Consider the following 21,090-nt stretch of genomic DNA (forward strand, 5'->3'; position numbering starts at 1 on the left):
GGGGGAACGGCGCGACCAGCCCCCACCGGACCCGCACCCGCCCCCCACCCGCCGACCGCCGAGGTCACAGCACAACAGCCCCAGCCACCGGCCCCACAGCCACGCGCGCAGCGCGACACGTCCCAGAAGCCACAAGCCCCGCCGCGACCTTCCCCGCCGACTCCCCGTCCGGGACAAGGAACGCCGTGGTCGGCCCGGACCCGGAAACGATCGCGGCCAACGCCCCACCCTCGACCCCGGCGGCCAGCGTCGACGCCAAGGACGGCCGCAACGACAACGCGGCCCCTTGCAGATCATTGGACACGGCCCCGGCAAGCGCCGAAACGTCTCCCGAGGCCAACGCCTCAAGAAGCCCCTCGGAGGCAACCGGCTCAGGCACCGCGACCCCCGCGTGGAGCCGGTCGAACTCCCCGTACACCGCAGGCGTCGACAACCCCCCGTCGGCGACGGCGAACACCCAGTGGAAGCTCCCCCCGACCGGCAGGACCCGCAGCTGCTCCCCCCGCCCGGTCCCGAGGGCCGCCCCGCCCACCAGGCTGAACGGCACGTCGCTGCCCAGCTCGGCGCAGATCTCCAGCAGCTCGTCCCGCGAGGCCCCCGTACCCCAGAGCGCGTCGCAGGCGACCAGCGCGCCCGCGCCGTCGGCGGAGCCGCCCGCCATGCCCCCGGCGACCGGGATGTCCTTCGCGATGTGGATGTGCACATCGGCCCGGCGCCCGTACCGCGCGGCCAGCTTCTCCGCCGCCCTGGCCGCCAGGTTCGTACGGTCCAGGGGCACCTGGTCCGCGTCGGGCCCCTCGCAGGTCACCCGGAGGGTGTCGGCGGGGGTCACCGTCACCTCGTCGTACAGCCCGACTGCGAGGAAGACGTTGGCGAGGTCGTGGAACCCGTCGGCCCGGGCGCCGCCCACGGCCAGCTGGACATTGACCTTCGCGGGAACCCGTACCGTCACACTTCCCGTCACGCTCACTGCTTGTTCTCCGCGATCCGTGCGAACTCCTCCACCGTCAGGGACTCCCCGCGCGCCTGCGGTGAGACCCCCGCGGCGACGAGGGCGGCCTCGGCCGCCGGCGCCGAACCGGCCCAGCCGGCCAGCGCGGCCCGCAGCGTCTTGCGGCGCTGGGCGAAGGCGGCGTCCACGACGGCGAAGACCTCGCGCTTGGAGGCTGTCGTCTTCACCGGCTCCGCGCGGCGGACCAGCGAGACGAGCCCGCTGTCCACGTTCGGCGCGGGCCAGAAGACATTGCGGCCGATCGATCCGGCGCGCTTGACCTCGGCGTGCCAGTTCGCCTTCACGGAGGGCACGCCGTAGACCTTCGAGCCGGGCGGCGCGGCCAGCCGGTCGGCGACCTCCGCCTGCACCATCACGAGCGTGCGCTCAATGGTGGGGAAGGCGTCGAGCATGTGCAGCAGGACCGGCACGGCGACGTTGTACGGGAGGTTCGCGACCAGGGCCGTCGGGGCGGGGCCCGGCAGCTCGGTCACCTGCATGGCGTCACGGTGGACGAGCGAGAAGCGCTCGGCGCGGTCCGGCATGCGGGCGGCGATCGTGGCGGGCAGGGCGCCCGCGAGGGCGTCGTCGATCTCGACGGCGACCACCCGGTCGGCCGCCTCCAGGAGCCCCAGGGTCAGGGACCCGAGGCCCGGTCCGACCTCGACGACCACGTCCTCGGGACGGACGTCGGCGGTCCGGACGATGCGCCGCACGGTGTTGGCGTCGATGACGAAGTTCTGACCGCGCTGCTTGGTGGGCCGTACGCCGAGGGCTGCCGCGAGTTCGCGGATGTCGGCGGGGCCCAGGAGGGCGTCGGAGGCGGGGCTGGTCACCCCCCAAGCCTACGGTGAGCCGACCACAGGCCTGTCCCGTGCCCCGCCCTGAGGGCTCCGCCCCCAGCCCCCCCGTCGTGCTGAACGCGCTCGTCCTCAAACGCCGGGCGGGCTGAAAGAAGAAAAGGTGGGACGCAGCCACAGCCGGCCCGCACCCGACGGCGCACCCCCCTACAACCGCCCACCACAGTGCGGCCACGGACTGGCCCCCCGCCGCACGTACAACTTCTTCGCCCGGAACGTCTGCTCCCCGGCGGAAGCCTCCTGCGGTCGCCCCACCCCGCCGAGGCTCTGCCAGGTCTGCGTGTCGAACTGGTAGAGCCCCCCGTACGTCCCGGACGGATCGACCGCCCCCGGCCGCCCACCGGACTCACAGTGCGCGAGCCCCTGCCAGTTCAGCTGGTCCGCCCCCCGCACGGACGTGGGAAGCGGCTTCGTGCCCACCCTCACCACCTGCGTCCGCGGCTCGTGCACCACCTCGGACCGCAGCCGCCGCGGCTTCTGCTTGACGCCGTTGACCGTCCGCAGGGAGTACGTGACGCGCCGCAGCCCGGGCCGCCCCGCCCGCTCCACGACCTCGGTGCCCCGGAACAGCTCGGGGTCCTGGGTCCGCTGCACCGCGAAGGGGAGCGGCTCCTCACGGACCTCCTTCATGCCGGTGATCCGCATGACCGTCACCGTCTGCCCGTCGCGCGGGAAACTCTCGGGCGGCACGGAGGTGGTGTCCTGTCCGCGCAGCGTGATCCCGGCCTCCTCGACGGTCTCGATGACCGTCGCCGCGTTCGTGCGGACCGTCCGTGCCTGCCCGTCGGCCATGACGGTCACGGTCCGTTCGGTACGGACGTCGAGCGCGAGCCCGGCCCGCCCGATCTGCCGGGCGCGCGGCACCGAGACGTACGCGCCCTCCGCGCGCACCCCGATCTCCCGCAGTGCCTCCTCCACCGTGCGCGCGGTCGTCCACACATGGCTCCGCTGCCCGTCGAGAGTGAGGCGCAGGGGCCGCCCGTACTCCACGGCGATCTCTTCACCGCTGGTCAGAGCGGTTCCGGGGGCGGGGGCCACCACGTCGTGGGCGCCCACCCGGACGCCCTCGTCGGCGAGCAGTTCGCGCACGTCGTCCGCGAAGGTGTGCAGGGTGCGCGGCTTGCCGTCGACGGTCAGTTCGATCGCCTTGTCGTCGGCGACGAACGCGGAGGTGCCACCCGCGAGGAAGGCCACGACCAGCGCCTGCGGCAGCAGTTTCCGTACATCGGGCCGCTCCGCGCTCCTGCGGCGCCGGGCGGCCTTCCGGGCTTCGGCGCGTCCGCCGGGCCGGGGCGATTCGGCGGGCGGCTCGACGGGCAGTTCGGCGGTCGGGGTGAGGGGCATCGCCTGCCGCGGGAGCGTCGGCGCGTCGGGGGACCAGGCCTCGCCGACGTACCCGTACCCGTGGCCGTGCGCGTGACCGTGTCCGTACTCGCGTTCGCGCTCGTACGCGGGCTCGCGCTCCGGCTCGTACGCGTACGCGGGTTCGTGTTCGCGCTCGTACGCGGGCCGGTACGTGTCGGGGTGTCCGTATCCGTGGCCGTACGGCTCGGAGTTCCCGTAGGCGGAGTGCCCGTGTGCCGGGTCATACGTCTCGTACTGCGAACTGCTCACGACGACACGCTCCAGAAAGACCGGTGGAGAGAGGTACGCCCGCAGGGCTCGTTCAGGGTGAGAGGGGCGGGTGGGGCGGCGAGTGGGAGGCGGGTGGGCGGACAGAACCTAGCGGAGCGTTCGTCACTCTCCAAAGCAGCGCGACCACACGGTGTCGCGAAGTGCCCCCGGCCGGTCCCCGGGAGCGCGATGTCCGTTATGCCTCAGTAATCGAACGCGCGGGCAGTGTTCGCCGAGACCGCCGTCGCCAGCGCGTCCTCGTCCAGGCCCCGCACGGCGGCCATGGCGCGGACCGTGACCGGAATGAGATACGGGGCGTTGGGCCGTCCGCGGTACGGCATGGGCGTCAGGAAGGGCGCGTCGGTCTCGACGAGGACGAGTTCCAGCGGTGCCACGGCGAGGGCGTCCCGGAGCGGCTGGGCGTTCTTGAAGGTCATGTTCCCGGCGAAGGACATGTAGTAGCCGGCGCGGGCGCAGATCTCCGCCATCGCCGCGTCACCGGAGTAGCAGTGGAAGACGGTCCGCTCGGGCGCGCCCTCCTCCTTCAGGATCCGCAACACGTCGGTGTGGGCGTCCCGGTCGTGGATGACCAGCGCCTTGCCGTGCCGCTTGGCGATCTCGATGTGGGCGCGGAAGGACCGCTCCTGGGCCGCCATGCCCTCGGGGCCGGTACGGAAGTGATCGAGGCCGGTCTCACCGACCCCCTTGACCTGGGGAAGCGCGGCGAGCCGGTCGATCTCGGCGAGCGCCTCGTCCAGCGCGCCCGCGCCACCGCCCGCCCTGGCCCCCTGCCGCGACCAGCCGTCGGGGTCACCGTGCACGATGCGCGGCGCCTCGTTGGGGTGCAGCGCGACGGTCGCGTGGACGGCGTCGTACGCGGCTGCCGTCTCGGCCGCCCAGCGCGAGCCCTTCAGGTCGCAGCCCACCTGCACCACCGTCGTCACGCCGACCGACGCGGCCTTGGCGAGACCCTCCTCGACCGTGCCGGACTGCATGTCGAGATGGGTGTGCGAGTCGGCCACCGGCACCCGCAGGGGGTCCGGCAGCGGCGGGGCTTCGGCTTTGGAAGGCATACCCCGATCCTACGAAGGGCCCCCCGGGGCAGCGGAACGCCGGGTCCCGCCTCACGGGGGAGCGGTCCGCGAGGCGGGACCCGGAGGGCCGGAAGGTCAGCCCGCCTTGCGGTGGTGGAACGGGTGCAGCAGATCGGACAGGTGCCAGTGGTGGCCGTGCCTGGGCAGCGCCGCCGCCTCCGACAGCTGGGCCGTCTCCGGCAGTTGTGCGGGCTCCGGCAGCCGCGCCGCCTCCGGAGACTGGGCCTTCTCCGCCACCGCGGGGGCCGCGGCACGCTTCATCGGCGGTACGGACAGCTGGCGGCGCATCGAGTTCTGCGCCGACGACACCTGGCCCGCCCGCATGATGCGTACGACGTGCCCGTCGCAGTTCACGCAGCTCGGCCGGCTCAGCGGCGACGGCACGACCAGGCCGTCGGCCACGTACGTCACGAACTCCGCTCCCTCGGCGTCGATGTGGTGCTCGATCTCGTACGACTGCTCCCAGCCGTGCCCGCAGCGCATGCAGGCGAAGGAATACGACTCGTGGACGGTGTCGGTGGCCGTGACGCGGTGTGCGGGCCCTCCGGTGATCCGACCGGTCTGCCCTGCGATCTCACTCATGCCAGCTCCTCTTGTCCGCTGGACGAGGACGGGTGTGTCCTTCCTCCAGTGGACGCCTCCGCCGACGTGAACGCACCGGACCTGTCGAGTGTTGGAAGCGTCTTGGCCGTTCCTTGTCGGAGGGCCCTCGATACCCGGTCCGGGCTTTGCCTTGGACGGCGGTCCTTTGCTCGCGCATGGGCCCGTGCGCTCCCCTGTGAAATCGTGCGCTCCCCTGAGAGCCGTACGCTCCCTCAGCCGGGCGGGTTACGCACTCGCGCAGCAGGTCAGGCCGTCACGCAGGGGGTCGCGCGTGCAACTTTCAGGGGTCGCACACGCGGCAGTCACACGCGGCGTTCACGGGGTCGCGCGTGCGGCATTCACGGGGTCGCGCGTGCGGCGTTCTTCGCCGCGACGACCGCGTCGAAGACCTCCCGCTTGGGCAGCCCCGCGTCGGCGGCGACGGCGGCGATCGCCTCCTTGCGCCGCTCCCCCGCCTCCTCGCGCACCTGCACCCTGCGCACCAGTTCCTCGGCGTCGAGCGACTCGGTGACGTCCGGGGCGCCTTCCACGACGACGGTGATCTCGCCGCGCACGCCCTCGGCGGCCCAGACGGCGAGCTCTCCGAGAGGGCCCCGCTTGACCTCCTCGTACGTCTTCGTCAGCTCGCGGCAGACGGCGGCCCGCCGCTCGGCGCCGAACACCTCGGCCATCGCGGCGAGGGTGTCGTCGAGCCGGTGCGGCGCCTCGAAGAACACGAGCGTGCGGCGCTCGTCCCCGACCTCCCGCAGCCGCGAAAGACGCTCGCCGGCCTTGCGCGGCAGGAATCCCTCGAAGCAGAACCGGTCGACGGGCAGCCCGGACAGGGCGAGCGCGGTGAGCACGGCGGAAGGCCCGGGTACGGCCGTGACCTTGATGTCCTTCTCCACGGCGGCGGCGACGAGCCGGTATCCGGGGTCGGACACGGACGGCATCCCGGCGTCCGTCACGAGCAGCACGCGCGCGCCGCCGACCAGCGCCTCGACCAGCTCGGGCGTACGCGCCGTCTCGTTGCCCTCGAAGTACGAGACGACCCGTCCGGTCGGCTGTACGTCGAGGCCCTGGGTCAGCCGCCGCAGCCGCCGGGTGTCCTCGGCGGCGATGACGTCGGCCCCCGCCAGCTCCGCCGCGAGCCGGGGCGGTGCGTCCGCGATGTCCCCGATGGGCGTGCCTGCGAGTACGAGGGTTCCTGCCGCGGTTCCATCGGTTCCTGTCACGGTTCCATCCTCGCAGGGGCGGCCCGCGGGACTCACACAGACCTGTTCCCTACGATGGCGCGGTGACAAGTACCGCGTCCTCCACGGACACCCGGCAGGGACAGGGCGTCGAAGAGCAGCGGCCGTCGTGGCAGCAGCGGCTGCGCAGGTTCGGCTACACGGCCGGATCCAGAGACGACGTCCGCGACCGCCTCGTGCCCGCGTACACCGAGCCCGGCCCACGTCTGTGGGCTGCCGTCGGGCTCCGCCAGGAGGCCGCCGAACGCATCGTCCGCTGGTCGGCGTGGGGCGGCCCGCTGCTCATCACGCTGATGGCGGGCCTGATGCGGTTCTGGAACCTGGGCAGCCCCAAGGCGGTGATATTCGACGAGACGTACTACGCCAAGGACGCCTGGGCGCTCATCCACCGCGGGTTCGAGGTCAACTGGGCCAAGGACGCCAACGACCTGATCCTGCAGAGCGGCGGGAACGTCAAGATCCCGACGGACGCCGCCTATGTGGTGCATCCGCCGGTCGGCAAGTACGTCATCGGGCTCGGCGAGTGGATGTTCGGGTTCACGCCGTTCGGCTGGCGGTTCATGACGGCCCTGCTCGGCACGCTGTCGGTGCTGATGCTGTGCCGGATCGGCCGCCGCCTGTTCCGCTCGACGTTCCTCGGCTGCCTGGCCGGCGCGCTGATGGCCGTGGACGGCCTGCACTTCGTGATGAGCCGCACCGCGCTGCTCGACCAGGTGCTGATGTTCTTCGTCCTCGCGGCCTTCGGCTGCCTGGTCGTCGACCGCGACAAGGCCCGCGAACGCCTGGCCGCCGCACTCCCGCGGGACACCGACGGAACCGTGCGCCCGAACGCGGAAGCAGCCCAGAACACGCTCCTGGGCCGCCGCCCCTGGCGCCTTCTCGCGGGCCTGATGCTCGGCCTCGCCATCGGCACCAAGTGGAACGGCCTCTACGTCCTCGTCGCGTTCGGCCTGATGACGGTCCTGTGGGACGTCGGCTCACGCCGGGTGGCGGGGGCCCGCCGCCCCTACCGCGCCGTCCTCAAGCACGACGTGGGCTGGGCGTTCCTCTCCACGGTCCCGGTGGCGATCGCCACCTACCTCCTCTCCTGGACGGGCTGGTTCCTGTCGGCCACCGACGGCAAGGGCGGCTACTACCGCAACTGGGCCACGGCCGACGGCCGCACCAGCGACTGGTCCTGGCTGTTCCCCGACTGGTGGCGCAGCCTGTGGCACTACGAGACCCAGGTGTACGACTTCCATGTCGGCCTGCACTCCCCGCACACGTACCAGTCGAACCCGTGGAGCTGGATCGTCACCGGCCGCCCCGTCTCGTACTTCTACGAGTCGCCGCTGCCCGGCAAGGACGGCTGTCCGACGGACGCGGGCGAGAAGTGCGCCCGCGAGGTCCTGGCCCTCGGCACCCCGCTCCTGTGGTGGGCCGCGGCCTTCGCGGTCGCCTACGTCCTGTGGCGCTGGCTCTTCCGCCGGGACTGGCGCGCGGGCGCGATCGCCTGCGGCATCGCGGCGGGCTACCTCCCGTGGTTCCTCTACCAGGAACGCACGATCTTCTTCTTCTACGCGGTCGTCTTCCTCCCCTTCCTTTGCCTGGCGGTGGCGATGATGGTCGGCGCGATGCTCGGCCCCCCGGGCGCCACGGAACGCCGCCGAGTGGTCGGCGCGGCGGCCACCGGCGTCCTGGTCCTCCTGATCGCCTGGAACTTCATCTACTTCTGGCCGATCTACACGGGCCAGGCGATCCCGATCGACAACTGGCGGGCCCGCATGTGGCTCGACACCTGGGTCTAGCCGGGCGGACGTACCGGGAGGGCGCGGCAATATGCCGCGCCCTCTCGGCCGTTGTCGGCCGTCAGTCGCGAGGCGCTGTACCCGGGCGCCCGGGTACCGGGGAGGGCCCAGGTATCCGGGCGCCCGGATAGCTGGGCCCTCCCCGCCATTACCCCCGACGTAATCGACCGCTCCCCCGCCCCCCGGCAGGATCAGGCGCATCGGCGGAAAGCCCCGCCGGGATCCGGTCGCGGTAGTGAGGAGAGCGTCATGTCTGTCAGGGCCAGTGCGGAAACGGTCGTCGACGGTGAAGCCACCCGGGGTGTCGTGCGGGAGTTTCTCGCCGCCCGGGCCGCCGGGGACACCGGGCGGCTCGTCGAACTCTTCGCCGATCGGGTCGACTGGGTGCTCGCCGAGAATCCGGGCGTTCCGTGGATCCGGCCGCGGTCCACCGGCGCCGAGTGTGCGGCCCAGTTCACGGAGTTGAGCGAACTCACCGTGCCCGAGGACGCGCGTGTCTCTGTCACGGCCGTCCTGGTCGACGGCACCGACGCCGTGCTGACGGGGCACCTGTCCGGGACCGTGCGGGCGACGGGAAAGTCCTTCGAGGGGCCGTTCGCGCTGCGTCTCACCGTCGAGGGCGGGCGGATCACCCGGCACCACCTCTACGAGAACAGCCTGTCGATCGCCGAGGCCTGCGCTGTCTGAGAGCCGCCTAACAATCGGGGAACAGCACCCCCATCCGTCACTCTCCCCGCATACAGTGCGACGCAGGGACACCGTTCTGAACGCGTTCAGAACGGTGCACGGGGAGGATCGGGAGGGGACGCGGGATGCGGAGCGGCGTCAAGGTCGGCATCGTCGGTGGGGTGTTCGCCGTGATGGTGGGGGGCGCCGGGTACGGCGCGTACAACATCGTGAGCGCGGTCAGCGGGGACGGGGGCTCGGCGGGGGCCGGGACGAAGAAGACCGGGCCGCCGTCGGGCGACGAGGTCCGGGAGACGTCGAAGAAGTTCTTCGCCGCCTGGGAGCAGGGTGACGCCGCCACGGCCGGGAACCTGACCGACAACTCGGTGGTCGCCAAGGACCTGCTGGTCGCCTACGGAGGGCAGGCGCACATCGGGAAGGTGAAGATCACTCCCGGCGCGGCGTCGGGCGCGACCGTACCGTTCGAGGTGTCGGCCACCGTGTCGTACGAGGGGAAGAGCAAGCCGCTGACGTACAAGAGCGAGCTGGCCGTCGTGCGGGGGAAGACCACGGGCCGGGCGCTGGTCGACTGGCAGCCGTCCGTTCTGCACCCGGATCTCAAGACCGGCGACACGCTCGTCACGGGTGAGTCGGCGAGCCCGCCCATCGAGGCGGTGGACCGCAACGGCGTGGTCCTGACCAAAGGCAAGTACCCCTCGCTGGGGCCCGTGCTCGACGCCCTGCGCGAGCGGTACGGCAACAAGGCGGGCGGCACTCCCGGCGTCGAGCTCGCGATCCACCACGAGAACGAGAACGCGGGCGACAGCACGCTCGTGACCCTCGCCAAGGGTGAGACCGGCAAGCTGCGCACGACGCTCAGCGCGGGCGCGCAGGCCGCCGCGGAGAAGGCGGTCACGCGGTACGCGGAGTCGTCCGTGGTCGCCGTGAAGCCGAGCACCGGGGAGGTGCTGGCGGTCGCCAACCACCGCGAGGACGGGTTCAACGCGGCGTTCCAGGGCAAGGCCGCCCCCGGCTCCACAATGAAGATCGTCACCGCGGCGATGCTCATCGACAACGGCGTGACCGCGATGAACAGCCCGGCGCCGTGCCCGGCGACCGCCGTCTGGCAGAGCCGGACCTTCAACAACCTCACGGGCATGGAGCCCAACGAGAAGGCGACACTCGCCAACAGCTTCATGCGCTCGTGCAACACGGCGTTCATCAAGCTCATCGACGGCTCCGACGAGCGGCCGCTCACCGACGAGTCGCTCACCACCGAGGCGCAGGAGCGGTTCGGTATCGGCAAGGACTGGAAGACGGGCATCGTCTCCTTCGACGGGAGCGTCCCCGCGTCCGGCGGTCCGAACCGCGCCGCCAACGCGATCGGCCAGGGCGAGGTCCAGATGAACCCGCTGAACATCGCGTCGGTCACGGCGACCGCGATCACGGGCGCGTTCCGTCAGCCCTACCTCGTATCGCCGAAGCTCGACGACCGGCAGCTGGCCACCGCCCGCGGTCTGCCGTCCGGCACCTCCGCCCAGCTGAAGCAGATGATGCGGCTCACCGCGACGAGCGGCACCGGCGCCCAGGCCATGTCCGGGCTCGGCGGTGACATCGGCGCGAAGACCGGCTCCGCCGAGGTCGACGGCCAGGAGACGTCCAACAGCTGGTTCACCGGTTTCCGGGGCGACATCGCGGCCGCGGCCATGACGGAGGCGGGCGGCCACGGAGGGGACGCGGCGGGTCCGATTGTCGCAGCTGTGCTACGGACAGGTGGCTGAACTCACCCTCACAGGGCGGGACTCTAGGGTGGTCACTCTCGTTCTATGAGAGCCAGCAGGGACTCGGGGGCTGAGCTAAGGATTCGGAGACCGGGCAGGGGCTCGGAGAGCGAGCAGGGACTCGTGGAGCCGGCCCGGACTCGTGGAGAGCCGTTGAGGGCGTCGGGGAAGCAGCGAAGGAACGGAAGCCGTGGGGAACAGAAGGCGCGCACCTGAGCGCAGCAGGACGAAGACGAAGCCCGCCGTCATCGGCGGGATGATCGCCGTTGTCGTCGGCGGTGCGGGGTTCGGCGTGTACGCCCTGTACGGCGGCGGAGCGGTGGCCGACGCGGGCTCCGCCTCCGGCGGGAAGGCCGTGAAAAGCGGCCCGCTGTCGGCGGCCGAGGTGAGGTCCACGGCCACGGCGTTCCTCAAGGCCTGGCAGAGCGGTGACGTGGAGAAGGCCGCGGCGGCGACGAACGACTCCACCGCGGCGCGCACCCTGCTCACGGGGTACGGCAAGGAGGCGTACATCGAGGATGTGACGCTCACCGCCAAGAAGCGCTCCGGGGACGCCGTGCCGTTCTCCGTCAAGGGCACGGTCACGTACAAGACCCTGACCAAGCCCCTCGCGTACGAGTCCGAGCTGAGCGTCGTGCGTCGCGTCAAGGACGGGAAACCGCTGGTCGACTGGCATGCGGCGGTCGTGCACCCGGAGCTGGAGGACGGCGACAAGCTGGTCACCGGCGAGGCGGGGACGCCCCCGGTCAAGGCCCTGGACCGGGACGGCGGCGAGCTGACCACCGCCAAGTACCCCTCCCTCGGGACGGTCCTGGACGGCCTGCGGGAGAAGTACGGCAAGAAGGCCGGCGGCAAGGCGGGCGTCGAGCTGCGGGTGGTCCGCGCCGGCTCCGAGGGCGCCGACGACAAGAGCAAGAAGGACACGAAGAAGACCGGGTCCTCCGACAAGAACCCCGACAAGACGCTGCTGGAGCTGAGCGAGGGCACGCCGGGCACGGTCCGTACGACGCTCAGCCCGGCCCTCCAGGCGACCGCCGAGCAGCAGGTGGCCGCGAAGTCCAAGGCGTCGGCGGTCATGATCAAGCCGTCGACCGGCGAGATCCTGGCCGTCGCGAACTCGGGGCACGGCTTCAACACCGCGTTCCAGGGCTCGCTGGCCCCCGGCTCGACGATGAAGATCGTCACGGCCTCGCTGCTCATCGACAAGGGGCTCGCGTCGGTGAACAAGGTGCACCCCTGCCCCAAGTACTCGACGTACGGCGGCTGGAAGTTCCAGAACGACGACAAGTTCCAGATCAAGGGCGGCACCTTCAAGGCGAGCTTCGCGCGCTCCTGCAACACGGCCTTCATCAGCCAGGCGAAGGAGCTGAGTGACGACGATCTGACCAAGCAGGCTCAGCAGGTGTTCGGCCTCGGCATGGACAACTGGGCGATCGGGGTGCCCACCTTCGACGGCTCGGTGCCGGTGCAGTCGCAGGCCCAGATGGCGGCCTCGCTGATCGGCCAGGGCGGGGTGCGGATGAACCCGCTGAACATGGCGTCGGTCGTCGCCACGGCCAAGACGGGCACGTTCCACCAGCCCTACCTGGTGGCTCCGACGGTCGACGACCGGACGCTCGCGAAGGCGACCCGTTCCCTGTCGGCCTCGACGCAGTCGCAGCTCAAGGAGCTCCTCCAGTACACGGCCGCGGCCGGTACGGCGGCCGAGGCCATGGCGGGGCTCGGCCCCGACTTCGGCGCCAAGACCGGTTCCGCGGAGGTCGACAACCAGAAGAAGCCCAACGGCTGGTTCACCGCCTGGAAGGGCGATCTGGCCGCCGCGGGCGTGGTCCAGCAGGGCGGCCACGGTGGCGAGACGGCGGGTCCGATCGTGGCGGCGCTGCTGAAGGCGGGCAGCTGACGGTGCGGGCGGGCGGCTGAACCGGTCGGCCCGGCCGGCCCGGTCAGGTCGGCCCGGTCAGGTCGGCCCGGCCCGCTCAGTTGGCCACGGGGGTGGCCGTGTACGTCCGGCGCAGGAAGCGGATCAGCGTCTTCGCGTCGAACTGCACGACCGCCACTCCCTTCGCCGAGTGGAACTCCATGACGGCCTGGACCCGGCCGCAGGGCCAGATGCGTACGTCACCGGCGGCGGCCGGCGCCCGGAGCCCCTGTTCGAGCAGGTCACGGGCGAAGACCCACTCGTGATGACCGGGCAGCATGATGTGCACCTGTCGAGGGTCGGCCTCGGGGTCGTATCGAAGGGCCACCGGCACGGCGGGCGGATCCTGCGCCTCGTCCGTCACGATATGGGCGCGCGCGTACTGCTCAACGGCGGACATCGATCGCTCCCTCTTTGTGCTTGTTCTCCTCTAATGTCGCATATTTCCCGATATGCGCTCCCAGGCGAGTCGTAGTCGTATTCGAGGACACCTCGCTCTTGCAAGCTGTTCGCATTAAGCGCCTATCATCGAACGGTTAGAGCCAGCCGGCCTGCCCCCGGAAGCGGAGCCCTCCATGCACGTGCCCGACGGATTCATCAACGCGCCCGTCTCCGTCGCCGCCGGCGTCGTGGCCGCCACGGCGGTCGCGGTGAGCCTGCGCGGCGCCCGCCGTGAACTGGACGAGCGCACGGCCCCGCTCGCGGGCCTGGTGGCCGCGTTCATCTTCGCCGTGCAGATGCTGAACTTCCCGGTCGCGGCCGGGACCAGCGGACATCTGCTCGGAGGCGCGCTCGCCGCGATACTCGTGGGCCCCTTCACCGGGGTCCTCTGCGTCTCGGTCGTGCTCCTCATGCAGGGCATCCTCTTCGCGGACGGCGGCCTCACCGCGCTGGGCGTGAACATCACGGTCATGGCGGTGGTCACCACGGTCGTGGCCTACGCCGTCTTCCGCGGCCTCGTAAAACTCCTGCCCAGGAAGCGTCGGTCCATTACCGTCTCGGCCTTCGTCGCCGCTGTGATCTCCGTCCCGGCCGCCGCCGTGGCCTTCACACTGATCTACGCGATCGGCGGCACCACGGACGTCCCGATCGGTCAGGTCTTCACCGCCATGGTCGGCGTCCACGTCCTCATCGGCATCGGCGAGGCCGCGATCACCGCCCTCACGGTCGGCTCCGTCATCGCCGTACGACCGGACCTCGTGTACGGGGCCCGCGGTCTGACCACGCCCCTGAAGCTGCGGGTCAACGGCGAACTGGTCGACACCCCCGCCGCCGAGCCCGTCCCGGTCGCGGCCCGGTCCCACCGCAAGGTGTGGCTGGCGGGGCTCGCCACCTCCCTCGTCCTCGCCGGCTTCGTCAGCTTCTACGCCTCGGCGAACCCCGACGGCCTGGAGAAGGTCGCCTCCGACAAGGGCATCGACGCCAAGGTCGAGGACCACGCCGCCGCCGACTCGCCGCTCGCCGACTACGGCGTCGAGGGGCTCACCGACAGCCGGCTCTCCGGCGGCCTCGCGGGCGTGATCGGCGTGGGCGTCACGATCGTCGCGGGCACGGGCGTCTTCTGGGCCGTCCGCAGGCGTCGTACGCCCGAGACCCAGGGCGGGCCCGCCCAGAGCGGGCCGTCCCAGGTCGGGGAATCCGTCTGACATGGGTTCCGGCCACGCGCACAAGCTCTACCGGCACGGGCACTCGCCCGTGCACGCCCTGCCGCCGCACACCAAACTCGCCGCCGTCTTCGCCTTCGTGCTCGTCGTCGTCTCGACGCCGCGCGAGGCGATGTGGGCGTTCGGTCTGTACGCGCTGCTGCTGGCGACCGTGGCGTACGCGGCCCGGATCCCCGCCGGCTTCGTACTGAAGCGCCTGTTGATCGAGGTGCCGTTCGTGGCCTTCGCCGTGCTGATGCCGTTCGTGGCGCAGGGCGAGCGGGTGGACGTGCTCGGCCTGTCCCTGAGCGTGAACGGCCTGTGGGGCGCCTGGAACGTACTGGCCAAGGGCACCCTCGGCGTCGCCGCGTCCGTCCTGCTCGCCTCGACGACCGAACTGCGCGAACTCCTCCTGGGACTCCAGCGCCTGCGGCTGCCACCTCTCCTCGTGCAGATCGCGTCCTTCATGATCCGGTACGGGGACGTCATCGCGGACGAGATGCGGCGGATGCGGATCGCGCGGGAGTCGCGCGGCTTCGAGGCCCGTGGCGTCCGCTCCTGGGGCGTCCTCGCCAAGTCCGCAGGCGCTCTGTTCATCCGCTCCTACGAGCGCGGGGAACGGGTGCACCTCGCCATGGTCAGCCGGGGTTACACCGGTTCGATGCCGGTCATCGACGAGGTGACCGCGTCGCGCGCGCAGTGGTCGTACGCCTTCGCCCTGCCGTGCGCCGCACTCGTCGTTTGTCTGCTGGGATGGACCCTGTGACCTCGCCCTCTCCCGTGCCCCTGTCCCCCGCCCCCTCGCTTGAGGTGGCCGGGCTGGCCTTCGCCTACCCGGACGGCCATCAGGCCCTGTTCGGCGTGGACTTCACCGTCGCCCGCGGCGAGCGCGTGGCCCTGCTCGGTCCGAACGGCGCCGGCAAGACGACCCTCGTCCTCCACCTCAACGGCATCCTGACCGGCGGCGCCGGGACCGTGACGGTCGCCGGGCTGCCCGTCGGCAAGAAGCACATGGCGGAGATCCGGCGGAAGGTCGGCATCGTCTTCCAGGACCCGGACGACCAGCTCTTCATGCCGAGCGTGCGCGAGGACGTGGCCTTCGGGCCCGCGTCCGCCGGTCTGAAGGGGCCCGAGCTGGAGGCCCGGGTGCGTACGGCGCTGGAGCGGGTCGGCATGGAGGACTTCGCCGACCGCCCGCCGCACCACCTCTCCTACGGCCAGCGGCGCCGGGTGGCCGTCGCGACCGTGCTGGCGATGGAGCCGGAGATCCTCGTCCTCGACGAGCCGTCGTCCAACCTCGACCCCGCCTCACGGCGTGAACTGGCCGACATCCTGCGCTCGTTGGACGTGACCGTGCTCATGGTCACGCACGACCTGCCGTACGCCCTCGAACTGTGCCCCCGCGCCCTGATCCTCAGCGAGGGCGTGATCGCGGCGGACGGCAGGACCGGGGAACTGCTCTCGGACGACGAGCTGATGCGCGAGCACCGCCTGGAGCTGCCGTTCGGCTTCGATCCGCGCTCGGTGACAATGGGCGCGTGACGCTCGCGCGGCGAAGGGTACGGACGTGGTGAAGGTGAACGGCACAGTGGCCGAGGGCTTCGAGCCGGTCAGGACGGCGTTCGTACGGAACTTCGAGACGCTCGGGGACCGGGGCGCGGCGGTCGCCGTGTACCGCGACGGCCGCAAGGTCGTAGACCTGTGGGCGGGCACGAAGGACATCGACGGTACGGATGTCGTGGATGCCACGGATGCCACGCATGCCTGGACGGCCGGTACCGCGCAGATCGTGCGCTCGGCGACCAAGGGCGTAGCGGCGGCGGCTCTGCTCCTCCTCCACCAGCGGGGGCTGCTGGACCTGGACGCGCCGGTGGGCGAGTACTGGCCGGAGTTCAAGGCGGCGGGCAAGGAGCGGGTGCTGGTCCGGCACGTGCTCTCGCACCGCGCCGGGCTGCCGGTCCTGGACCACCCGCTCACCCCGGAGGAGTCGCTGGACCCGCTGCGGGGCGCCGAGGCCGTCGCCCGCCAGGCCCCCGTGTGGGAGCCCGGCACGGACCACGGGTACCACGCGCTGACGTACGGCTGGCTGGTCGGCGAGCTGCTGCGGCGCGTCACGGGCAAGGGCATCGGCGACTGGATAGCCGAGGAGATCGCCGGGCCGCTGGGCGCGGACCTGTGGGTCGGACTGCCGGACCGGGAGGCGTCCCGGGTGGGTCGGGTGGGCCGCGTGGAGACTCCGGAGAACGGTGGCGGGGGCCTGCGGGCGCGCCCGAAACGATCGGTCACGGAGGCTTACGAGGACCCGGACTCCCTCACCCGGCGGGCCTTCGCCGCGATCACCCCGTTCCCGGACCAGAACGACCCGGCGTACCGGGCGGCGGCGCTCCCCGCGACGAACGGCATCGCGACGGCGGACGGGCTGGCCCGCTTCTACGCGTCCCTGATGGGCGAAGTCGACGGCGGTACGCGCCTGTTCACCCCGACGACTCTGGCGGTGGCCCGCGCCGAGGAGTCCGCGGGCCCGGACCGCGTCCTGGTGATCAACACCCGCTTCGGCCTCGGTTACATGCTGCACGGCTCGGCCTCACCGTTCCTGGCCGCCGGTTCCTTCGGCCACCCGGGCCGCGGCGGCTCCCTGGGCTTCGCCGACCCGGAGTCGGGCATCGCGTTCGGCTACGTGACGAACGGCTTCCGCAAGACGGTCACGGCGGATCCACGGGCGCAGGCGCTGGTACGGGCGGTACGGGCGGCGTTGGCATCCTGACCGAACTCAGGGGCCTTGTCGGTGCCCCGTCAGCTACCGTCTGCGTATGACGGTCGAACGGGTGGGGGGCGTGTTCTTCGCGTCGATCACGGGCATCCTGTGCCTGCTCTTCGCATCCGCGACGCTGGTCCGCTGCCTGCTGAGGCGGCGCGGTGTCAGCACGACGGCGGAGCTGGTGAGGTTCCGCACGAAGGTGGCGGAGGACGGCGAGTTGCTGTACTTCCCCGTGGTGACCTTCACGCTCCCGAACGGCGAGAAGGTCAGGGCGGAGGGGGAGCGCATGTCACATCCGCCCCGCGGCACGGGGGAAGGGGACCACACCGAGGTGGTGTACGACCCGGCGGTCCCGAACAGCGTGACCCTGCCCTCCCTCCAACCGGGCAGGCTCAAGACGACCGAGATCCTCTCGCATGGCCTCGCGTCGATCGCCTTCGCGTACATCACGTACCGGATCCCCGCCGACACGTTCTGACGAGGGCCGCCGGTTCACGCGCGCCGCCAACGGAGCTTGTCACCCCGCGGAGCGCCGCGCGCCAGAGACCGTCGCCTCGGGGCGCCCTACGGTTCCGTGTGGCGCGTGGGAGAACCCGGGTTCTTCGCCCCCTCGATGACGACCTCCCGCTTCATCCGGTGAGCCACCCGAAGATCCACCTCGCTGTCGGGGAACTCCGGATTCACGTAGGCGAAGAGAGCCCGGGCGTAGTCCTCGGTCCGGAACAGTCCCGGCACATGAGTGACTGCCGCGCCGCGGGTGCTGTGGGCGGCGGGTGTGCTGCGGATCGGGGCCTGGGATGCCGATCCGGAGCCGCCCGGGCCGCCGCCGTCCGAGCCGCGACCCGCCCATCGGCGCACCTCACGACCGGCGTGGCGAAGGCGCACCAGGACACCCCCGCGACCCTGGCACGCCTTCGTCCCACCCGTCCCGAAGTTCCCCCCTCGGGCCCGCGTCTGTCGCGGTGGTCACAAGGATGCTCGGCGGGCGCCCGTCTGTCGTTGGCCCACGGTCCACGCCTACTTGGCGGAGCGTCCACGGCCCCGCGGATCCGCCTCCGCGCCCGCGGACAGCGCCTGTCTGCGGAACTCACCCGGCGGGAGGCCGTACGCGGCGCGGAAGGCCCGCGTGAACTCCGGAGCGCGGGGGAAACCCCAGCGGGCCCCGACGGCATGGACCGGCATCGGGCTCAGGGCCGGGTCGGCGAGATCCCGGCGGGCGTTCGCCAGTCGCCGGTCGCGGACGTACGCGGCCACGGAGACGTTCTCGGCCCGGAAGACGCGGTAGAGGTGACTGCGCGAGACGTGGTGCGCGGCGGCGATCCGGGCGGGGGTCAACTCCGGGTCCGCCAGGTGCCGGTTGACGAACGCCTTGACGCGCAGGACCAGCGTCCGGTCATGGGTCTCGGGCGGCAGCCGGAGGTCGTCGTCCACCGCGTGCGCGAAGACGGCGGTGACGAGGTCGGCGACGACCGTCCCGAGGCGGGGCGCGTCGGAGGGCCGGTACGGGTTGGTGTCCGCCGCCAGTTGGACGAGGAACTGGGCGAGCAGCGCGCCCGTTCCCTCACGGCCCGATATCCGGCGCCCGATCGCCTGGTCGGCCCGCCCCGTGGGCAGCGCCACCAGCGCCCGCGGGATCTCGACCCCGACGATGGTGACCGGGTCGGGGCCGGTGGTTATCTCGTACGACCGCGAGGAGCAGTTGATGTGGAAGTCGCGAATCCCGTACGCGGCCTGCTGTCGGCCCCAGGCGGCTTCGCCCTCGCCCCGCAGCAGCAGGGAGAGGTGGAAGGCCTCGGGGTCGGACTGGCGGACGAGTTTCGGTGTCCGCCGGAAGACGAGGTGGTCGAAGGTCGCCGGCCACACGCTCACGCCGCCCAGCCCGATCACGCGCTGGTGCCCGCGGTAGTCCGCCGCGCGGTCGCTGGCCAGCTGCATGGGGGCGTGCGTGTGCCCCAACTGCTGTGTCCACGCCTCGAACCGGTCGGCCACCGGCAGATCCAGAGTTCGCAGGACCGACTCGTGTAGCACGCAGGTAGTCAATCACACGGGTTCCGCGGGGCCGGGGCTGAGTTTTCCGACCGCACGCGGTCCGGGCTCCCCGGGGGGACGGTCGCGTGTCGGGTGCCGGTCCGGTGGGGGCTGGTCACGCAGTTCCCCGCCCCCTGAGGGGCCCGCCCTGTACGCCTAACCGGCGTGCAGCATCAGGCCTATCCCGACCACCAACAACCCCGCCGCCGCGATCCGCGGCGCCCCGAACCGTTCCTTGAAGAACACTGCTCCTATGGCCGCGCCGACGATGATCGATGTCATACCGGGCTCGTACCGTGTTCGGCATGAGCCGACCCAAGTTAGGCAAGGCCACCATCACACCGGGTGAGCCTGCCGCGATCTACTGCCGCTTCTCCCATACCCGCGACGAGGACCAGACCGGGGTGGACCGCCAGGAGCGCATCTGCCGGGACATCGCCGAACGGCTGCAACTCCGCGTCGAGTCGACACACGTCTACGTGGACAACAACCGCTCGGCATGGCAGCGCATCCGCAAGCGGCCGGGCTGGGAGGAGATGCTACGGGCGATGACGGCTGACGAGATCCGGCACGTCATCGTCTACCACCCCGACCGTCTCATGAGGCAGCCCAAGGATCTCGAAGAGCTGCTTTCCATAGCCGACGACAAGCGCGTCCTGCTGCACGGCGAGGCGAACCGACGCGATCTGTCGGACCCCGACGACCGGTTCATCCTCCGTATCGAGGTGGCCCACGCGTGCCGTTCCTCCGACGACTCATCACGCCGACTCAAGGACGCTTTGAAGGACAAGGCCCGCGAGGGCAACCCGCATGTGGGCAACCGTCCTTACGGCTACACCAGGGACGGCCGCGCGATCGTCGAGGAGGAGGCGAAGATCGTTCGAGAGGTCTACCGCAGGTATCTGGACGGCGAGTCGCCGAACCACCTGGCACAAGATCTCGTCGCACGCGCCATCCCCACGTCCAAGGGCAAGGCCTGGAACCCCGAGAACGTCCGCCATCTCCTGTCGTCCCACTTCGTGGCTGGTTTGCGATTCCACCTCGGTGAAGAAGTGGCCGTTGGGACGTGGCCCGCCATCATCGATCGAGGGCAGTGGGACGAGGTCCAGCGGCTCCGGGAGTATCGCGCCCAGGCACACCAGGACACGAAGCAGCGCCCTATTCGGACCTACCTCCTGCGCGGAGTCGCCACCTGCTCGTGCGGCGCACGCATGGGCGGCACGAACAGCGGCCGATACGCCTACTACCGGTGCACCCGCTCCGACAACACCGACCAGCAGAAGTGCAACCGCGCCATCTCCGCCGGACCGCTCGAAGAGTTCGTACGGGACGTGGCGATCAAGGTTCTGACCAAGCTGGACACCTCTGGTTACGAGCCCGCCGCCACCACACGCCCCGAAGCCGATGTCGTTGCCGATGAGAAGGACCGGACGAAGCTGGAGGAACTGAAGGAACTGTGGCTCCACGATGACGATTTCACGACGGCCGACTTCCAGTCGATGCGCGCACCCATCCTCAGGCGGCTCAAGGAACGACAGCGGAGGACCGTCAAACGGCCGGTCGTGGTCCTGGAAGGAATCGCCGGCCCGGACGCCGAAGCGAGTTGGGAACGCCTGGAGTCAGCGGAGGACTACGCGCGCATGAACGCGATCTATCGGTTCCTGTTCGCCGCCGTGATCATTGGCCCGCCGAGGCGCAAGGGTGGCCCGGGGTTCGACACCGGCCGGGTGGAGATCGAGCCGAATCCGCTGGACTAAGGAGCATCGTGTGATGCTCAGTGCCTGCCAGTGAGGCGGAGCCCTTCCCCTACCCATGTGATCAACACGCTTGGCTGGAGCCGACGGACGCATCAGGGAACTCCAAACGTGTCTTAAGCTGCCGAGCCATGGATGCTGGAGTTGCGGCGCTGCTTGGTGCAACCGTTGGAGCCGTGGGGACCAGCGTTGCCGCTGCCGTGAACGGGTTCTTGAGTCGTAACCAAACTCGAATGCAACTTCGCGCTGAGCACGCACGATTACTACGCGAGCCACGGCGGGCTGCGTACGTGGCGTTCGCTCAGTGCTTCCAAGAGACGCACACCCTTCACGCTGAGGCAGCTAAATCCGCAGCGGAGGC

Annotated in this window: 19 protein-coding genes and 2 pseudogenes; 11 read left to right on the top strand and 10 right to left on the bottom strand. The window is 71.1% G+C overall.

Features of this window, described 5'->3' with window-relative positions:
* Window positions 1-64: 64 nt before the first annotated feature.
* From OHS59_RS18890 to rsmI, 6 genes are all read right to left on the bottom strand, one after another.
* The gene (locus tag OHS59_RS18890; protein ID WP_328494580.1) at window positions 65-964 is read right to left on the bottom strand and encodes a 4-(cytidine 5'-diphospho)-2-C-methyl-D-erythritol kinase; all 900 of its coding nucleotides are present in this window, start codon (window positions 962-964) and stop codon (window positions 65-67) included.
* A 2-nt stretch (window positions 965-966) separates the two neighbouring features.
* The gene (gene rsmA / locus OHS59_RS18895) at window positions 967-1,827 is read right to left on the bottom strand and encodes a 16S rRNA (adenine(1518)-N(6)/adenine(1519)-N(6))-dimethyltransferase RsmA (RefSeq protein WP_328494581.1); all 861 of its coding nucleotides are present in this window, start codon (window positions 1,825-1,827) and stop codon (window positions 967-969) included.
* A 171-nt stretch (window positions 1,828-1,998) separates the two neighbouring features.
* Window positions 1,999-3,465, bottom strand: a complete 1,467-nt coding sequence (locus OHS59_RS18900; protein ID WP_328494582.1) for a ubiquitin-like domain-containing protein — start codon at window positions 3,463-3,465, stop codon at window positions 1,999-2,001.
* A 203-nt stretch (window positions 3,466-3,668) separates the two neighbouring features.
* Window positions 3,669-4,538 carry a TatD family hydrolase gene (locus OHS59_RS18905; protein WP_328494583.1) on the bottom strand — a complete coding sequence of 290 codons (870 nt, stop codon included), beginning with the start codon at window positions 4,536-4,538 and terminating at the stop codon, window positions 3,669-3,671.
* Window positions 4,539-4,634: 96 nt separating this feature from the next.
* Window positions 4,635-5,141 (bottom strand): hypothetical protein, encoded by a 507-nt coding sequence (locus OHS59_RS18910; RefSeq protein ID WP_328494584.1) that lies wholly within the window; start codon window positions 5,139-5,141, stop codon window positions 4,635-4,637.
* Window positions 5,142-5,500: 359 nt separating this feature from the next.
* The gene (gene rsmI, locus OHS59_RS18915; protein WP_328494585.1) at window positions 5,501-6,376 is read right to left on the bottom strand and encodes a 16S rRNA (cytidine(1402)-2'-O)-methyltransferase; all 876 of its coding nucleotides are present in this window, start codon (window positions 6,374-6,376) and stop codon (window positions 5,501-5,503) included.
* Window positions 6,377-6,438: 62 nt separating this feature from the next.
* Here rsmI and OHS59_RS18920 point away from each other — a divergent pair, with 62 nt between their 5' ends.
* The 4 genes from OHS59_RS18920 (at window position 6,439) to OHS59_RS18935 (ending at window position 12,528) form a co-directional block, all read left to right on the top strand.
* Window positions 6,439-8,181: a dolichyl-phosphate-mannose--protein mannosyltransferase gene (locus OHS59_RS18920; protein WP_328494586.1), complete on the top strand. Its 1,743-nt coding sequence runs from the start codon at window positions 6,439-6,441 to the stop codon at window positions 8,179-8,181.
* 249 nt (window positions 8,182-8,430) lie between these two features.
* Window positions 8,431-8,868 (top strand): nuclear transport factor 2 family protein, encoded by a 438-nt coding sequence (locus tag OHS59_RS18925; protein WP_328494587.1) that lies wholly within the window; start codon window positions 8,431-8,433, stop codon window positions 8,866-8,868.
* A gap of 125 nt (window positions 8,869-8,993) precedes the next feature.
* Window positions 8,994-10,628 carry a penicillin-binding transpeptidase domain-containing protein gene (locus OHS59_RS18930; RefSeq protein ID WP_328494588.1) on the top strand — a complete coding sequence of 545 codons (1,635 nt, stop codon included), beginning with the start codon at window positions 8,994-8,996 and terminating at the stop codon, window positions 10,626-10,628.
* Between the two features lie 190 nt (window positions 10,629-10,818).
* The gene (locus tag OHS59_RS18935) at window positions 10,819-12,528 is read left to right on the top strand and encodes a penicillin-binding transpeptidase domain-containing protein (RefSeq protein ID WP_328494589.1); all 1,710 of its coding nucleotides are present in this window, start codon (window positions 10,819-10,821) and stop codon (window positions 12,526-12,528) included.
* Window positions 12,529-12,604: 76 nt separating this feature from the next.
* Here the strand turns inward: OHS59_RS18935 and OHS59_RS18940 are convergent, their stop codons facing one another.
* On the bottom strand, window positions 12,605-12,946 hold the full coding sequence (locus OHS59_RS18940) for an SsgA family sporulation/cell division regulator (protein ID WP_328494590.1): 342 nt from the start codon (window positions 12,944-12,946) through the stop codon (window positions 12,605-12,607).
* Between the two features lie 175 nt (window positions 12,947-13,121).
* On the opposite strand from OHS59_RS18940, the gene OHS59_RS18945 reads away from it, so the two are divergent.
* From OHS59_RS18945 to OHS59_RS18965, 5 genes are read left to right on the top strand one after another with little or no spacing between them, the layout of a single operon-like run.
* Complete coding sequence (locus OHS59_RS18945; RefSeq protein ID WP_328494591.1) at window positions 13,122-14,192, top strand: energy-coupling factor ABC transporter permease; 1,071 nt, start codon at window positions 13,122-13,124, stop codon at window positions 14,190-14,192.
* Window position 14,193: 1 nt separating this feature from the next.
* Window positions 14,194-14,955 carry a cobalt ECF transporter T component CbiQ gene (gene cbiQ / locus OHS59_RS18950; protein ID WP_328494592.1) on the top strand — a complete coding sequence of 254 codons (762 nt, stop codon included), beginning with the start codon at window positions 14,194-14,196 and terminating at the stop codon, window positions 14,953-14,955.
* On the top strand, window positions 14,943-15,731 hold the full coding sequence (locus tag OHS59_RS18955; RefSeq protein ID WP_328494593.1) for an energy-coupling factor ABC transporter ATP-binding protein: 789 nt from the start codon (window positions 14,943-14,945) through the stop codon (window positions 15,729-15,731). Before cbiQ ends, OHS59_RS18955 begins: the two co-directional genes overlap by 13 nt.
* A 28-nt stretch (window positions 15,732-15,759) precedes the next feature.
* A complete protein-coding gene (locus tag OHS59_RS18960; protein ID WP_328499269.1) occupies window positions 15,760-16,953 on the top strand; it encodes a serine hydrolase domain-containing protein in 1,194 nt (397 codons plus the stop codon).
* Window positions 16,954-16,999: 46 nt separating this feature from the next.
* Window positions 17,000-17,425: a DUF3592 domain-containing protein gene (locus OHS59_RS18965; RefSeq protein WP_328494594.1), complete on the top strand. Its 426-nt coding sequence runs from the start codon at window positions 17,000-17,002 to the stop codon at window positions 17,423-17,425.
* Window positions 17,426-17,511: 86 nt separating this feature from the next.
* Here the strand turns inward: OHS59_RS18965 and OHS59_RS18970 are convergent, their stop codons facing one another.
* Window positions 17,512-17,682 carry a Scr1 family TA system antitoxin-like transcriptional regulator gene (locus OHS59_RS18970; RefSeq protein ID WP_328499270.1) on the bottom strand — a complete coding sequence of 57 codons (171 nt, stop codon included), beginning with the start codon at window positions 17,680-17,682 and terminating at the stop codon, window positions 17,512-17,514.
* A 10-nt stretch (window positions 17,683-17,692) separates the two neighbouring features.
* Between OHS59_RS18970 and OHS59_RS18975 the strand changes: the two are divergent.
* Window positions 17,693-17,773 (top strand): annotated as a pseudogene (locus OHS59_RS18975) (ATP-binding protein); the annotation flags it as partial.
* Between the two features lie 191 nt (window positions 17,774-17,964).
* Here the strand turns inward: OHS59_RS18975 and OHS59_RS18980 are convergent.
* On the bottom strand, window positions 17,965-18,975 hold the full coding sequence (locus OHS59_RS18980) for a helix-turn-helix domain-containing protein (protein ID WP_328494595.1): 1,011 nt from the start codon (window positions 18,973-18,975) through the stop codon (window positions 17,965-17,967).
* A 156-nt stretch (window positions 18,976-19,131) separates the two neighbouring features.
* A pseudogene (locus tag OHS59_RS18985) lies at window positions 19,132-19,254 on the bottom strand (EamA family transporter); the annotation flags it as partial.
* A 26-nt stretch (window positions 19,255-19,280) separates the two neighbouring features.
* Between OHS59_RS18985 and OHS59_RS18990 the strand changes: the two are divergent.
* Window positions 19,281-20,732 carry a recombinase family protein gene (locus OHS59_RS18990; RefSeq protein ID WP_328494596.1) on the top strand — a complete coding sequence of 484 codons (1,452 nt, stop codon included), beginning with the start codon at window positions 19,281-19,283 and terminating at the stop codon, window positions 20,730-20,732.
* The last annotated feature ends 358 nt before the right edge of the window (window positions 20,733-21,090 follow it).

Source organism: Streptomyces sp. NBC_00414 (genome assembly GCF_036038375.1).
Taxonomy (GTDB): Bacteria; Actinomycetota; Actinomycetes; order Streptomycetales; family Streptomycetaceae; genus Streptomyces.

What these genes read in the sequence shown, in the direction of transcription:
- OHS59_RS18930 (WP_328494588.1), top strand. Translation starts at nt 8,994, where the DNA reads ATGCGGAGCGGCGTCAAGGTCGGCATCGTCGGTGGGGTGTTCGCCGTG.
- OHS59_RS18955 (WP_328494593.1), top strand. Translation starts at nt 14,943, where the DNA reads ATGGACCCTGTGACCTCGCCCTCTCCCGTGCCCCTGTCCCCCGCCCCC.
- OHS59_RS18990 (WP_328494596.1), top strand. Translation starts at nt 19,281, where the DNA reads ATGAGCCGACCCAAGTTAGGCAAGGCCACCATCACACCGGGTGAGCCT.
- cbiQ (WP_328494592.1), top strand. Translation starts at nt 14,194, where the DNA reads ATGGGTTCCGGCCACGCGCACAAGCTCTACCGGCACGGGCACTCGCCC.
- OHS59_RS18910 (WP_328494584.1), bottom strand. Translation starts at nt 5,141, where the DNA reads ATGAGTGAGATCGCAGGGCAGACCGGTCGGATCACCGGAGGGCCCGCA.
- OHS59_RS18940 (WP_328494590.1), bottom strand. Translation starts at nt 12,946, where the DNA reads ATGTCCGCCGTTGAGCAGTACGCGCGCGCCCATATCGTGACGGACGAG.
- OHS59_RS18905 (WP_328494583.1), bottom strand. Translation starts at nt 4,538, where the DNA reads ATGCCTTCCAAAGCCGAAGCCCCGCCGCTGCCGGACCCCCTGCGGGTG.
- OHS59_RS18925 (WP_328494587.1), top strand. Translation starts at nt 8,431, where the DNA reads ATGTCTGTCAGGGCCAGTGCGGAAACGGTCGTCGACGGTGAAGCCACC.
- OHS59_RS18945 (WP_328494591.1), top strand. Translation starts at nt 13,122, where the DNA reads ATGCACGTGCCCGACGGATTCATCAACGCGCCCGTCTCCGTCGCCGCC.
- OHS59_RS18965 (WP_328494594.1), top strand. Translation starts at nt 17,000, where the DNA reads ATGACGGTCGAACGGGTGGGGGGCGTGTTCTTCGCGTCGATCACGGGC.